Genomic DNA, 13,516 nt, shown 5'->3' with positions numbered 1-13,516 from the left:
CAATCGGGGGATAACGCCTTCTCCGCCCACTCGGATGCTTGATACACATGGTGCCGCGACCGTGTGGATCACCGGGCGTCATCTCATTTCCCCGTTCATTCCCTGGAACGCCCATGCCCGCGCGCCCGCGTGCCCTCGGGGCCCTCGTCGCCCTGTTCACGGCCGGTTACCTCGCCCCGTACCTGCTGCCGACCCTCGTCGGCAGGCTCTCCACGGGACTCGCCCTCAGTACCGCCCAAGCCGGTCTGATCGGCTCGATCCTGCTGCTCGGCTCGGCCGGCGCCGGCTTCGTCCTCGCCTCCCGAGGCCGGCGCGTCGACCCCCGCCGGGCCGCCCGGCTCGGGCTGCTCGCCATGGCCCTCGGCTACGGGACGGCCGCCGCGAGCGGCACGGTGACGCCGGTCGTGGCGGGCGCGGTCCTCGGCGGCTTCGGCTCCGGCACCGCCACCGCCGTCGCCGCGGCGGGCATCGCCGGCCGCCCCGACCCCCACCGCGCGGCCACCCTGGGCCTCCTCGGCGTCTCCGCGACGGCGGGCGTCCTCTACCTGAGCCTGCCGCACCTCGGCGGCGGCCACGCCCTGCCGTTCGCGGCGATAGCGGCGGCGGCGCTCCTCACCTACCCGGCGACGTCCCGCCTCCCCGTCCCCACCGACCACCACCCCGACGCCCCGCGCGAGCACCGGGCGGCCCCGCTCCCCCACCGCCGCGCGGGACTCGTCCTGGCCGCCTCGATCCTGTGCTGGTCGATGGCCCAGAACGCGCTGTGGGGCGTCAGCGGCCGGATCGGCCTCACCCGGGCGGGCCTCACCGAGGTCACCCTCGGCCTGGTCTTCGCCGTCGCCCTGGGCGCCGGCCTCGCCGGCGTGACCGCCGCCGGAGCCCTGGGCCACCGCCTCGGCCGCGTCGCCCCCATCGCCGCCGGCACGCCCCTCATCGCCCTCTGCGTCCTGCTCAGCTCGTCCGCCGAAGGCCCCTACTCCTTCGCGACCGGCGAGATCCTGTGGAACGCGGTGTACCCCGTCGTCCTGTCCCACCTCCTCGGCCTGGCCGCCTCCCTCGACCCAAGCGGCCGCTGGGCCGTCCTCGTCGGCGCGGCCTCCTCCCTGGGAGTCGCCTGCGGCCCGTTCACCGGCAGCACGCTGGCACAGACGACCGGCTACCCGGGCATGGGCGTGGCGCTGTGCGCCCTGCTGCTGCTGGTGGCGGCCCCGATGACGGCGGTGGCGAGACAAGCGGCGGGCCGCCCGGTCCTGCGGGGCCGCTTCCGCGCGGTCGGTACCCGTTCCCACTCGGTGAGCGCCCATTCCAGCCCCGCCGGCGTTTGAGGCGCGGGGTCCGGGGCGGAGCCCCGGTTTCGGGAAGGGGCGGGGTGGGGAACGGCCCGCCGCAGGCGCCCCCGCCCGCCCCCACCCCGCAACTCAACGCGAAGCGACTACGCCCCGCCGCCCCCGAACTCGTACGCCTCGACCTCCGCCAGATACCGCTCCCGCAACCCCTCCGCGTCCTCCAGGAACGCCGCCAGGAACGAGTTCCGCGCCAAGGTCCGCAGCTCCTCCTCCCCCAGCCCCAACGCATCCCGCACCGCGTCGAAGTTGTCGCCCGCGTAGCCCCCGAAGTACGCCGGGTCGTCGGAGTTGACGGTCGCCACGAGCCCGGCCGCCAGCATGGTCCGCAGCGGGTGGTCCTCGATGGTGTCGATGGTCCGCAGCCGCACGTTGGACAGCGGGCAGAGCGTCAGCGGCACCCGTTCCCGCGCGAGCCGCTCGACGAGCGAGGGGTCCTCCAGGCAGCGCAGGCCGTGGTCGATCCGCTCGACGCCGAGGACGTCCAGGGCCTCGCGGACGTACGCGGCGGGACCCTCCTCGCCCGCGTGCGCGACCCGGCGCAGACCGAGCCGGGCGGCCTCCTCGTACACCTCGCGGAACTTCGCCGGCGGGTGGCCGACCTCGGCCGAGTCGAGGCCGACGCCGGTGATCCGGTGGAGGTACGGCTTCGCGGTCTCCAGGGTCGCCATCGCCGACTCGGCGGACTCGTCGCGCAGGAAGCACATGATCAGCCGGGTGGAGATCCCGTACCGCTCCTCCGCACGGTCGAGGGCGACGCCGAGCCCCTCCACGACGACGCCGAACGGGACCCCGCGGGCGGTGTGCGCCTGCGGGTCGAAGAAGATCTCGGCGTGCCGCACGCCCTGCTCGGCGGCCCGCGCGAGGTAGGCGTCGGCGAGTTCGGTGAAGTCCTCGGCGGTGCGCAGGACGCCCATGAGGCCGTAGTACAGGTCCAGGAAGGACTGGAGGTCGCTGAAGCGGTACGCGTCGCGCAGGGCCTCGGTGTCCGCGTACGGGAGGGTGACGCCGTTGCGGGCGGCGAGGGCGAAGGCCAGCTCGGGTTCGAGGGTGCCCTCGATGTGGAGGTGCAGTTCGGCCTTGGGTACGGGCATGGTGCTGGTGCTTTCCTGGAGTGTTTCGGTGCGCGTGTCTCGGTGCGCGGCGGTCCGTCCGGGGCCTGGCCCGGCCGGTGTCGCCGCCTAGCGCTTCGGTACGGGGATCCGCATGAGGTCCCGGGCGACGCTCAGCTCGCCCTCGAACCCGGCCGCCCGCGCCTGCCGCTCGAACTCCGCCGGATCGGAGTACCGCTGCGAGAAGTGGGTCAGGACCAGGTGCCGCACGCCCGCGTCGCGGGCGACGGCCGCGGCCTGGCCGGCCGTCAGGTGGCCGTGGTCGGTGGCGAGCCGGACGTCCTCGTCGAGGAAGGTCGACTCGATGACGAGCATGTCGGCGCCCTCGGCGAGCGCGTGCACCCCGTCGCACAGCCGGGTGTCCATCACGAAGGCGAACCGCTGGCCGCGCCGGACCTCGCTCACCTCGTCGAGGGTCACGCCGCCGAGCACGCCGTCGCGCTGGATCCGGCCCACGTCGGGGCCCTTGATGCCGTGCGCGGCGAGCCGCTCGGGCAGGATGCGGCGCCCGTCGGGCTCGGTGAGCCGGTAGCCGTAGGACTCGACGGGGTGGGAGAGCAGGCGGGCGTCGAGGGTGTACGCCCCGGTGACCGCGAGCGGCCCGTCGGCGTCGACCGGCGCCTCGGTCAGCCGCACGGTCTCGCGGTAGGCCGTGGCGTACCGCAGCCGCTCGAAGAAGCGCTGCCCGCTCGCCGGGTAGTGCGCGGTGACCGGGTGCGGGACCTGGTCGAGGTTGATCCGCTGGATCACCCCGGCCAGGCCGAGCGAGTGGTCGCCGTGGAAGTGCGTGACGCAGATCCGGTTCAGGTCGTGCGCCGCGACCCCGGCCCTGAGCATCTGCCGCTGAGTGCCCTCGCCGGGATCGAAGAGGATGCCCTGGCCGTCCCAGCGCAGCAGGTAGCCGTTGTGGTTGCGATGCCGGGTCGGCACCTGGCTCGCGGTGCCGAGGACGACCAGTTCACGTACGGACACGGTGACGTCCGGGCCTATCCGGGGGGCCAGTTGAGGCCGCGGCCGCCGAGGACGTGCGCGTGGGCGTGGAAGACGGTCTGCCCGGCGCCGGCGCCGGTGTTGAACACGATCCGGAAACCGTGCCCGTCGACCTTCTCCTCCGCGGCGACCTCACCGGCCTCGCGCAGCACGTCGGCGGCGACCGCCGGAGCGGCGGCGGCGAGGGAGGCGGCGTCCGGGTAGTGCAGGCGCGGGATGACCAGGACGTGCGTGGGCGCCTGCGGGTTGATGTCGCGGAACGCGACGGTCGTGTCCGTCTCGCGCACGATCGTCGCCGGGACCTCCCCTGCCACGATCTTGCAGAACAGGCAGTCGCTCTGCGGCTCTCCGGCCATGACCCGATCCTCCTCGGCTCCGTTGATCAGTACACGCGCATGCTATCGGGAGGGCGACGGGCCGGGAGGGGCCCCGGGAATCCCGGGGGCCGCCCGGCCACGAACCCTTGCCGCCCGCCGTCCACCGCCCGCCGCCCGGCCGCGAACCCTTACCGTCTACCGTCCGCCGCCCAGCGCCCGCCGTCCGTCGTCCGCCGTCCCCCGCCAGCCGCCCGCCCGCCTACGCCCAGCGCCCGGTCCGCCCGAGCACGAGCGCGCCCGCCGCCGTGCCCGCCGTGGAGGTGCGGAGCACGCTGTGCCCGAGGCGGTACGGCTTCGCCCCGGCGGCCTCGAAGAGCGCCAACTCGTCCGGGGACACGCCGCCTTCGGGGCCGACGACGAGCACGATCTCGCCGGAGTCGGGGAGTTCGGCGGTGGCGAGCGCCCCGCTCGGGTGGTCGCGGTCCTCGTGGAGCACAGCCGCGAAGTCGGCGGTCGCGAGGAGGGCGGCGACCTGCTTGCCGGTCATCGCGTCGGCGACCTCGGGGAAGCGGGTGCGGCGGGACTGCTTGCCGGCCTCGCGGGCCGTCGCCCGCCACTTGGCGAGCGCCTTCAGTCCGCGCTCGCCCTTCCACTGGGTGATGCAGCGGGACGCGGCCCACGGCACGATCGCGTCCACGCCGGTCTCCGTCATGGTCTCGACGGCCAGTTCGCCGCGGTCGCCCTTGGGCAGGGCCTGGACGACGGTGATCCGGGGCGCGGGCGCCGGGTCCTGGTGGACGGCGGTGACCTCGACGGTCAGCTGGTCCTTGCCCTCGGCGGCGGTGACCGCGCACGCGGCCCAGGCCCCGTTCCCGTCGGTCAGCACCAGCTCCTCGCCCGCGCGCAGCCGCTTCACGGACACCGCGTGGCGCCCCTCGGGTCCGTCGAGGAGGAAGCCGCCCACCGGGGGGACGGTGTCGACGACGAAGACGGGTGCGGTCACGATGCGCTCCTGGAGCTGGCTAGGGCGGTGTGGAGTTCTTCTGCGAGGACCTCGACCAGGCGGCCCGCCGGGAGGTCGCGGGCCAGCCGGTGGCCCTGTCCGGCCCACAGGGCCATGCCCTGCGGGTCGCCGGCGGTCGCGGCGGCCTTGCGCAGCGGGGCGGTGAGGTGGTGGACCTCGGGGTAGGCGGCGGGGGCGTACGGCCCGTGTTCGCGCATGAACCGGTTGACCAGGCCGCGGGCCGGGCGGCCCGAGAAGGCCCGGGTGAGCTCGGTCCGGGTGTACAGCGGGTCGGTCAGGGCCCGCTTGTGCAGCGGGTCCGCGCCGGACTCGGGGCAGACCAGGAACGCGGTGCCGAGCTGGGCCGCGTCGGCGCCGGCGGCGAGGACGGCGGCGATCTGCCGGCCGCGCATGATGCCGCCGGTGGCGACGATCGGCAGCCGGACGTTCTCGCGCACCTCGGTGAGCAGCGCGAGCAGCCCGCCGCCGCTGCCGGCGGACGGCCCGTCGGCCGGGTCGTCGCGGTGGGTGCCCTGGTGTCCGCCCGCTTCGGTGCCCTGGACGCACAGGGCGTCGGCCCCGGCGCGCTCGGCGGTGCGGGCCTCCTCGACGGAGGTGACCGTGACGATGGTGAACGTGCCGGCCCGGGCGAACGCGTCGAGCGCGTCGCGGTCGGGGCAGCCGAAGGTGAAGGAGACGACCGGCACCGGGTCGTCGAGGAGGATCGCCAGCTTGGACTCGTACCCGTCGTCGCGGCCCTGGTCGGGATCGCCGAGCTCCGTCTCGTACCAGCCGGCCTCCCCGGCGAGCTGGTGCCGGTAGACCTCGACGGCGGCGGGGTCGGCGGGCTGGCCGCTCTGCGGCATGAAGAGGTTGACCCCGAAGGGCTGTCCGGTGAGTCCGCGGACCCGCTTGATCTCCTGGTAGAGCCCGCCCGCGGTCTTGTACCCGCCGGCCAGGAACCCGAGGGCCCCCGCCTCGCACACGGCACCGACGAGCTCGGGGGAGGAGGCGCCACCCGCCATGGGGGCCTGCACGATCGGATGACGAGAGAGATCGTTCAGTGCGGTGGACATGCAGGCATCGTGCCATGCCTGGACGGCCCGGCCGAATCGGTACGGGAGGGGTGCGGAAGGGGGCGGGCGGGCCCGTGACCGTGGGGTACGCGAAGGGGTGGCCCCGCGCCGTGCGGAACCACCCCTGGGCATATGCCGGGCCTGACTCAGCGCCCGTTGAACGCGTCCTTCAACCGCGAGAACAGCCCCTGCTGCCCCGGCTGGAACTGCCCCGTGGGCCGCTCCTCGCCGCGCAGCTTGGCCAGCTCGCGGAGCAGGCGCTCCTGCTCCGGGTCCAGCTTGGACGGGGTCTGCACCTCGACGTGGACGATCAGGTCGCCGCGGCCGTTGCCGCGCAGGTGCGTGACGCCCCGGCCGTGCAGCGGGATCGACTGGCCGGACTGGGTGCCCGGGCGGATGTCGACGTCCTCCAGCCCGTCCAAGGTCTGGAGCTGCACCTTCGTGCCGAGGGAGGCGGCCGTCATCGGGAGGGTGACCGTGCAGTGCAGGTCGTCGCCGCGCCGCTGGAAGACCTCGTGCGGGGTCTCGTGGATCTCGACGTACAGGTCGCCGGCGGGGCCGCCGCCGGGGCCGACCTCGCCCTCGCCCGCCAGCTGGATCCGGGTGCCGTTGTCGACACCGGCCGGGATCTTGACCGTGAGCGTGCGGCGGGAACGGACCCGGCCGTCGCCCGCGCACTCGGGGCACGGGGTCGGGACCACGGTGCCGAAGCCCTGGCACTGCGGGCAGGGGCGGGAGGTCATGACCTGGCCGAGGAAGGACCGGGTGACCTGGGAGACCTCACCTCGGCCGCGGCACATGTCGCAGGTCTGCGCGGAGGTGCCGGGCGCGGCGCCCTCTCCGGAGCAGGTGGTGCACACGACGGCCGTGTCGACCTGGATGTCCTTCGTGGTGCCGAAGGCCGCCTCGTCGAGGGTGATCTCCAGGCGGATCATCGCGTCCTGGCCGCGCCGGGTGCGCGAGCGCGGGCCGCGCTGGGACGCCGTACCGAAGAAGGCGTCCATGATGTCCGAGAAGTTCCCGAAGCCGCCCGCGCCGAAGCCGCCCGCGCCACCGCCGCCGGAGGCCGACAGCGGGTCGCCGCCGAGGTCGTAGACCTGCTTCTTCTGCGGGTCGGACAACACCTCGTAGGCGGCGTTGATCTCCTTGAACCGCTCCTGCGTCTTCGGGTCCGGGTTGACGTCCGGGTGAAGCTCGCGGGCGAGTCGGCGGAAGGCCTTCTTGATCTCGTCTGCCGACGCGTCGCGGCGTACGCCGAGCACGGCGTAGTAGTCCGTGGCCACTTACGACTCCGCCAGGATCTGTCCGACGTAACGTGCCACTGCGCGTACCGCTCCCATCGTTCCGGGGTAATCCATGCGGGTCGGTCCGACCACGCCGAGTTTGGCGACTGCCTCGCCGCCGGAACCGTAGCCGACCGAGACGACCGACGTGGACGTCAGCCCCTCGTGGGCGATCTCGTGCCCGATGCGTACGGTCATGCCTGATTCCTTGGCCTCGCCGAGCAGCTTGAGGAGCACGACCTGCTCCTCCAGGGCTTCCAGGACGGGCCTGATCGTCAGGGGGAAGTCGTGTCCGAAGCGGGTCAGATTGGCGGTGCCGCCGATCATGAGCCGCTCCTCCTGCTCCTCCACGAGCGTTTCGAGGAGGGTGGCGAGCACCGTCGTGACGGTGCCGCGGTCCTCGATCTCCTCGAAGGACTCGGGGAGGTCCTGCACCAGCTGCGGCACGTCCGCGAACCGGCGGCCGACGACCCGGCTGTTGAGCCGGGCCCGCAGGTCGGCCAGGGAGGTCTCGCCGAAGGGCGCCGGGCAGTCGATGACCCGCTGCTCGACCCGGCCGGTGTCGGTGATGAGCACCAGCATGAGGCGGGCGGGGGCCAGCGACAGCAGTTCCACGTGCCGGACCGTCGAACGGGTCAGCGAGGGGTACTGCACGACGGCGACCTGCCGGGTGAGCTGCGCGAGCAGCCGTACCGTGCGGCCGACGACGTCGTCGAGGTCGACGGCTCCGTCGAGGAAGTTGTGGATCGCCCGCCGCTCGGGGGTCGACAGCGGCTTGACGCCGGCCAGCCGGTCCACGAACAGGCGGTAGCCCTTGTCGGTGGGGATGCGCCCGGCGCTGGTGTGGGGCTGGGCGATGAAGCCCTCCTCCTCCAGCACCGCCATGTCGTTGCGCACGGTGGCGGGCGACACACCCAGCTTGTGGCGCTCGGTCAGCGCCTTGGAGCCCACGGGCTCCTCCGTCCCGACGTAGTCCTGGACGATGGCGCGCAGCACCTCGAGTCTGCGTTCGCTGAGCACCGCGCACACCTCCAGCTGTCGATCGGGTTCCGGTTCTTCCCTTTTTGGCACTCGCCCTGCCCGAGTGCCAGGAATCCCCCGGCCAGTGTACGGCGGCGGACATCGCTCCTGGCAAGGAGGCGGCGTCGGCGGGGTCGCAGCGGTTAGCGTCGCCGCATGGACGTGGAATGGGAAGAGTACGGCTGGGAGCGCCTCGGGGAGGGCGTCGGCAGGCGCCGGCTGCCGGGCTGGGACGCCACGGTGGGCCTGGTCATCGGCCGGGACGCGGTGCTGTTGTACGACACGGGGGCGACCCTCGCGCAGGGCGCGGAGCTGCGGACCCAGGTGGGGGCGCTGACGGGCTGCCGCCGGGTGACGCATATCGCACTGAGCCATCCGCACTTCGACCACGTCATGGGCACGGCGGTCTTCTCCGGGGCCGAGGTCTTCGGGGCGGCCGGCCTGGACACGCTGCTGCCGCGCGAGCGGGAGGAGCTGTGCACGGACGCGGTACGGCACGGGGTGGACGCCCGGGCCGCGGCGGAGGCGGCCGAGATCCTGGTCGCGCCCCGCCACACCGTCTCGGGCGAGTGGACCCTGGACCTGGGCGGCCGGCAGGTGCTGCTCGCGAACATCGGGCCCGGCCACAGCGGCCACGACCTGGCCCTGTTCGTGCCGGGCGCGCCGGAGGTCGTCTTCTGCGGCGACCTGGTCGAGGAGTCCGGCGAACCGCAGGCGGGCCCGGACGCGATCCCCGGCCGCTGGCCGGCGGCGCTGGACCGGCTGCTGTCCCTGGGCGGCCCGGACGCGGTGTACGTACCGGGCCACGGGGCGGTGGTGGACGCCGCGTTCGTCCGCCGCCAGCGGGAGGAGCTGGCGCGGCGCTTCGGGGTGGCGTAGCGGGAGGAGCCGGCGCGGCGCTTCGGAGTGGCGTGGCGAGAGGAGCCGGCGCGGCGCTTCGGGGTGGCGTAGCGGAGTCGAACGCGCGCCTACGGGACGGGACCTGACGCTCCCTCGTCCGTGCACGGCGGACGCGGCCCGCCCAGGGCAGAATCGAGCCCATGCGCAGTTACAACCCGGACCTGACTCCCCCTTGGAAGCGCTCGGCGCCCGTCCCCGAGGTCCCGGCGGACCGCGATCTCGTCGTGGAGGAGGTCGCGACCGGCTTCTGCGGGGCCGTGATCCGCTGCGAGGCGGACACGGTGACGCTGGAGGACCGCTTCGGCAAGCACCGGGTCTTCCCGATGGAGCCGCGCGGCTTCCTCCTGGAGGGCCGGGTCGTCACCCTGGTCCGCCCCACCCGCGCCGCCCCGGCCCGCCCCACCCGCACCGCCTCCGGCTCGATCGCCGTCCCCGGCGCCCGGGCGCGCGTCGCCCGGGCCGGCCGGATCTACGTGGAGGGCCGCCACGACGCCGAGCTGGTCGAGCGGGTCTGGGGCGACGACCTGCGCATCGAGGGCGTCGTCGTCGAGTACCTGGAGGGCATCGACGACCTGCCGGCGATCGTCGCCGAGTTCGCCCCGGCCCCCGACGCCCGCCTCGGCATCCTCGTCGACCACCTGGTGCCGGGCTCCAAGGAGTCCCGCATCGCCGCCCAGGTCTCGTCCCCGGACGTCCTGATCGTCGGGCACCCGTACATCGACGTCTGGGAGGCCGTGAAGCCCTCCTCGGTGGGCATCCCGGCCTGGCCCTCGGTCCCCCGCGGCCAGGACTGGAAGACCGGCGTCTGCCGCGCCCTGCGCTGGCCGGAGAACACGGGCGCGGTCTGGCAGCACATCCTGTCCAAGGTGACGTCGTACAAGGACCTGGAGCCGGAGCTCCTGGGCGCCGTGGAGCACCTGATCGACCACGTGACGGCACCCGAGGGCGGGTGAGGGGCGGGGCGGGGCGCGCCAGGCCGACGACGGGTGACGGGGCCCCGGTGCATGGCATGGCATGGCCCGGACCGGACCATGGCATGGCATGGCCCGGACCGGACCGGCCCCGTGTCCGGCCCAGCGCCGGACCGGACCCGGGCAGGACCGGACCCGGCGCCGGCCTCCGCGACCCTCCGCGACCCTCCCGGTCAGTCCACCAGGTCCCGCACCACCGCGTCGGCGAGCAGCCGGCCGCGGAGGGTCAGGACCGCCTGCCCCTGGGCGTACGGCTCGGGGGCGAGGAGGCCGTCGTCCAGGGCCTTGCGGGAGGCCGCCAGGCCCGCGGGCTTCAGGAGGGACAGGGCGACGCCCTCGCGCAGCCGGAGCTCCAGCAGGACGCGCTCCACCCGCCGGTCCTCCTCCGACAGCACCTCGCGCCCGGCGCCGGGCGACGTGCCGGAGCCGAGGGCCGCCGCGTACGCGCCCGGATGCTTCACGTTCCACCAGCGCACGCCGCCCACGTGGCTGTGGGCGCCGGGCCCGGCGCCCCACCAGTCGGCGCCGCGCCAGTACAGCTCGTTGTGGAGGCAGCGCCCGGCCTCCGAGGTGGCCCAGTTGGAGACCTCGTACCACTCGAAGCCCGCCCCGGAGAGCACCTCGTCGGCCATCAGGTACCGGTCGGCGTGGACGTCGTCGTCGGTCATCGGTATCTCGCCGCGGCGGATGCGCCGGGCCAGCTGGGTGCCCTCCTCCACGATGAGCGCGTAGGCGCTGACGTGGTCGGGTCCGGCGCCGATCACGGCGTCGAGGGAGGCCCGCCAGTCGTCGTCGGACTCGCCGGGGGTGCCGTAGATGAGGTCGAGGTTGACGTGGTCGAAGCCGGCCGCCCGCGCCTCGGCGACGCACGCCTCGGGGCGCCCGGGGGTGTGGGTGCGGTCGAGGATCTTCAGCACGTGCTGCCGGGCGCTCTGCATGCCGAAGGAGATCCGGTTGAAGCCGCCCTCGCGCAGCGTCGCCAGATACGCGGGGTCGACGGACTCCGGATTCGCCTCGGTCGTCACCTCGGCGTCGTCGGCGAGCCCGAACTCCTCGCGGATCGCCGCGAGCATCGCGACCAGGTCGCCCGCGTCGAGCAGCGTGGGCGTGCCGCCGCCGACGAAGACGGTCCGGACGGGACGCGGGTCGTCGCCGAGGACCTTGCGGGCCAGGCGTATCTCCTGGGCGACCTGGCCCGCGTAGTTCTCCCGGGAGGCGAGCACGCCCCCGGCACCGCGCAGCTCGCTCGCGGTGTACGTGTTGAAGTCGCAGTAGCCGCAGCGGGTCGCGCAATACGGCACGTGCAGATAGAACCCGAGCGGCCGCTCGCCGGCCCCTTCCAGGGCGTGGGCGGGCAGCGCCCCGTCCTCGGGCATGGGCTCACCATCGGGCAGTACGGAAGGCATGCAGCCATTGTCCCGTACCGCCCGACGTGACCGCCTCCCCTGTGGATAACCCGGGAAACCCCAGTTCAGACCGGTCGGGGCCCGCTCAGGCCTCGCGCGCTCCCTCGTACATCTCCTCGATCAGGTGCTGGTAGGTCCGCTCGACGACGGGGCGCTTCATCTTCAGGCTGGGCGTGAGCTCACCGTGCTCGACGTCGAGGTCGCGCGGCAGCAGGCGGAACTTCTTGATCGTCTGCCAGCGCTGCAGGCCCTCGTTGAGGCGGGTGACATAGCCCTCGATGAGCTTCTGGGTCTGCGGGGCGGCGACGACCTCCGCGTAGGACTTGCCGCCGAGCCCGTGCTCGGCCGCCCAGCCGAGGATGGCCGGCTCGTCGAGCGCGATGAGCGCGCTGCAGTAGTTCCGGTCGGCGCCGAGCACCACGATGTTGGAGACGAACGGGCAGACGGCCTTGAACTGGCCCTCGACCTCGGTCGGCGCGATGTACTTGCCGCCGGAGGTCTTGAACAGGTCCTTCTTGCGGTCGGTGATCCGCAGGTAGCCGTCGGCGGACAGCTCGCCGATGTCGCCGGTGTGGAACCAGCCGTCCGCCTCCAGGACCTCCGCCGTCTTCTCCGGCAGGCCGTGGTAGCCCTCCATGACGCCGGGGCTGCGGAGCAGGATCTCGCCGTCGTCGGCGATGCGGACCTCGGTGCCGGGCAGCGGCTTGCCGACCGTGCCGGTGCGGTAGGCCTCGCCCGGGTTGACGAAGGAGGCGGCCGAGGACTCCGTCAGGCCGTAGCCCTCCAGGATGTGGATGCCGGCGCCGGAGAAGAAGTAGCCGATCTCGGGGGCCAGCGCGACCGAGCCGGAGACGGCGGCGCGCAGCCGCCCACCGAAGGCCTCGCGGAGCTTCTTGTAGACCAGCGCGTCGGCGACCTTGTGCTTGGCGGCGAGGCCGAAAGGCGCGGAGGCGGTGCCGGTGCGGCGGAAGTTGTCCTGGGTGACCTTGGCGTACTCGCGGGCGACCCCGGCCGCCCACTGGAAGATCTTGTACTTGGCGCCGCCGCCCTCGCGGGCCTTGGCGGCCACCCCGTTGTAGACCTTCTCGAAGATGCGCGGGACGGCCGCCATGTAGGTGGGCTGCACGACCGGCAGGTTCACGATGATCTTGTCGATGCGGCCGTCGACGGCGGTGACGTGGCCGACCTCGATCTGGCCCGAGGTGAGCACCTTGCCGAAGACGTGGGCGAGCGGCAGCCACAGGTACTGCACGTCGTCCTGGGTGACCAGGCCGGTGGCGGCGATGGCCTTGGCCATGTACGACCAGTTGTCGTGCGGGAGGCGGACGCCCTTGGGGCGGCCGGTGGTGCCCGAGGTGTAGATGAGGGTGGCGAGCTGCTCGGCGGTGATCGCCCCGACCCGCTCCTTGACGGCCTCCGGGTTCTTCTCCAGGTACGCCTTGCCGCGGGCCTCCAGGTCGGCGAGGGTCAGCACCCACTCGTCGTCGATGTCGGCGCCCTCGGGGTCGATGACGACCACGTGGTGGAGGTGGGGCAGTTCGGCGCGCCGCTCGACGGCCTTGGCGAGCTGGTCGGCGTTCTCCGCGATGAGGACGCGCGAGTCGGAGTCGGAGAGGATGAACGCCGACTCCTCGGCGTTGGTCTGCGGGTAGACCGTGGTCACGGCGGCGCCCGCGCACATCACGCCGAGGTCGGCGAGGATCCACTCGACCCGGGTCGAGGAGGCGAGGGCGATCCGCTCCTCGGGCTGGACGCCGAGGTCGATGAGGCCGGCGGCGATCCCGTAGACGCGCTCGGCGGCCTGCGCCCAGCTGAGCGACTTCCACTCGTCGGGGCCCTGTCCGGAGGCGGCGGGGACCGGGTAGCGGTAGGCCTCCGCGTCCGGGGTCCGCTCGACGCGCTCAAGGAAAAGGGTCGCCACGGACGGCGGCCGGTTCTCGATCAGGGTCTGTGTGTCGCTCACGACGTCCTCCGGGCGGCGGCGGTGCGGTCAGGCGGTGCGTAACTAACTGGCGAGTAACCTTCGAGCGGCTTCAGAGTAGAGCGCCGGGGACTGGCGCGTAAGGGCTTGCATATAACGAACGGGTCTGAGCGC

12 protein-coding genes are annotated in these 13,516 nt (G+C 73.6%); 3 read left to right on the top strand and 9 right to left on the bottom strand.

Going from position 1 to position 13,516, the window contains the following annotated elements; genetic code table 11:
* Positions 1-113 precede the first annotated feature (113 nt).
* A complete protein-coding gene (locus AB0Q96_RS04670; protein ID WP_365321611.1) occupies positions 114-1,325 on the top strand; it encodes an MFS transporter in 1,212 nt (403 codons plus the stop codon).
* Between the two features lie 107 nt (positions 1,326-1,432).
* Here the strand turns inward: AB0Q96_RS04670 and AB0Q96_RS04665 are convergent, their stop codons facing one another.
* The 7 genes from AB0Q96_RS04665 to hrcA all read right to left on the bottom strand — a co-directional run bounded on the left by AB0Q96_RS04665 (position 1,433) and on the right by hrcA (position 8,144).
* Positions 1,433-2,437 (bottom strand): adenosine deaminase, encoded by a 1,005-nt coding sequence (locus tag AB0Q96_RS04665; protein WP_365321609.1) that lies wholly within the window; start codon positions 2,435-2,437, stop codon positions 1,433-1,435.
* 87 nt (positions 2,438-2,524) lie between these two features.
* Complete coding sequence (locus tag AB0Q96_RS04660; protein ID WP_365321607.1) at positions 2,525-3,427, bottom strand: ribonuclease Z; 903 nt, start codon at positions 3,425-3,427, stop codon at positions 2,525-2,527.
* A 14-nt stretch (positions 3,428-3,441) separates the two neighbouring features.
* Positions 3,442-3,801, bottom strand: coding sequence for a histidine triad nucleotide-binding protein (locus tag AB0Q96_RS04655; RefSeq protein ID WP_365321605.1), 360 nt, complete (start codon positions 3,799-3,801; stop codon positions 3,442-3,444).
* Between the two features lie 220 nt (positions 3,802-4,021).
* The gene (locus tag AB0Q96_RS04650) at positions 4,022-4,765 is read right to left on the bottom strand and encodes a 16S rRNA (uracil(1498)-N(3))-methyltransferase (RefSeq protein WP_365321603.1); all 744 of its coding nucleotides are present in this window, start codon (positions 4,763-4,765) and stop codon (positions 4,022-4,024) included.
* Entirely contained in the window at positions 4,762-5,841 is a 1,080-nt protein-coding gene (locus AB0Q96_RS04645) for a nitronate monooxygenase (RefSeq protein ID WP_365321601.1), read from the bottom strand. The genes AB0Q96_RS04650 and AB0Q96_RS04645 overlap by 4 nt, the downstream gene beginning before the upstream one ends.
* A 146-nt stretch (positions 5,842-5,987) precedes the next feature.
* Entirely contained in the window at positions 5,988-7,124 is a 1,137-nt protein-coding gene (gene dnaJ, locus AB0Q96_RS04640) for a molecular chaperone DnaJ (RefSeq protein WP_365321599.1), read from the bottom strand.
* Positions 7,125-8,144 carry a heat-inducible transcriptional repressor HrcA gene (gene hrcA / locus AB0Q96_RS04635; RefSeq protein WP_361163251.1) on the bottom strand — a complete coding sequence of 340 codons (1,020 nt, stop codon included), beginning with the start codon at positions 8,142-8,144 and terminating at the stop codon, positions 7,125-7,127.
* 156 nt (positions 8,145-8,300) lie between these two features.
* Here hrcA and AB0Q96_RS04630 point away from each other — a divergent pair, with 156 nt between their 5' ends.
* Both AB0Q96_RS04630 and AB0Q96_RS04625 read left to right on the top strand, forming a co-directional pair.
* Positions 8,301-9,023 (top strand): MBL fold metallo-hydrolase, encoded by a 723-nt coding sequence (locus AB0Q96_RS04630; RefSeq protein ID WP_365321597.1) that lies wholly within the window; start codon positions 8,301-8,303, stop codon positions 9,021-9,023.
* A 161-nt stretch (positions 9,024-9,184) separates the two neighbouring features.
* Positions 9,185-9,997 carry a DUF3097 domain-containing protein gene (locus AB0Q96_RS04625; RefSeq protein ID WP_365321595.1) on the top strand — a complete coding sequence of 271 codons (813 nt, stop codon included), beginning with the start codon at positions 9,185-9,187 and terminating at the stop codon, positions 9,995-9,997.
* Between the two features lie 191 nt (positions 9,998-10,188).
* On the opposite strand, the gene hemW is transcribed toward AB0Q96_RS04625, so the two are convergent.
* Together hemW and AB0Q96_RS04615 are read right to left on the bottom strand one after the other, a co-directional pair.
* Positions 10,189-11,421 carry a radical SAM family heme chaperone HemW gene (gene hemW, locus AB0Q96_RS04620; RefSeq protein ID WP_365321593.1) on the bottom strand — a complete coding sequence of 411 codons (1,233 nt, stop codon included), beginning with the start codon at positions 11,419-11,421 and terminating at the stop codon, positions 10,189-10,191.
* 85 nt (positions 11,422-11,506) lie between these two features.
* Entirely contained in the window at positions 11,507-13,384 is a 1,878-nt protein-coding gene (locus tag AB0Q96_RS04615; protein WP_365321591.1) for a long-chain fatty acid--CoA ligase, read from the bottom strand.
* Positions 13,385-13,516: the final 132 nt, after the last annotated feature.

The sequence above is a fragment of the Streptomyces sp. NPDC093111 genome (genome assembly GCF_040683955.1).
In the GTDB taxonomy this organism is placed as follows: Bacteria; Actinomycetota; Actinomycetes; order Streptomycetales; family Streptomycetaceae; genus Streptomyces.
This window is presented reverse-complemented; position numbering and strand designations above follow the sequence as displayed.

Coding starts and splice junctions, on each gene's coding strand:
- AB0Q96_RS04670 (WP_365321611.1), top strand. CDS start 114: ATGCCCGCGCGCCCGCGTGCCCTCGGGGCCCTCGTCGCCCTGTTCACG.
- AB0Q96_RS04665 (WP_365321609.1), bottom strand. CDS start 2,437: ATGCCCGTACCCAAGGCCGAACTGCACCTCCACATCGAGGGCACCCTC.
- AB0Q96_RS04655 (WP_365321605.1), bottom strand. CDS start 3,801: ATGGCCGGAGAGCCGCAGAGCGACTGCCTGTTCTGCAAGATCGTGGCA.
- AB0Q96_RS04645 (WP_365321601.1), bottom strand. CDS start 5,841: ATGTCCACCGCACTGAACGATCTCTCTCGTCATCCGATCGTGCAGGCC.
- AB0Q96_RS04630 (WP_365321597.1), top strand. CDS start 8,301: ATGGACGTGGAATGGGAAGAGTACGGCTGGGAGCGCCTCGGGGAGGGC.
- AB0Q96_RS04625 (WP_365321595.1), top strand. CDS start 9,185: ATGCGCAGTTACAACCCGGACCTGACTCCCCCTTGGAAGCGCTCGGCG.
- hemW (WP_365321593.1), bottom strand. CDS start 11,421: ATGCCTTCCGTACTGCCCGATGGTGAGCCCATGCCCGAGGACGGGGCG.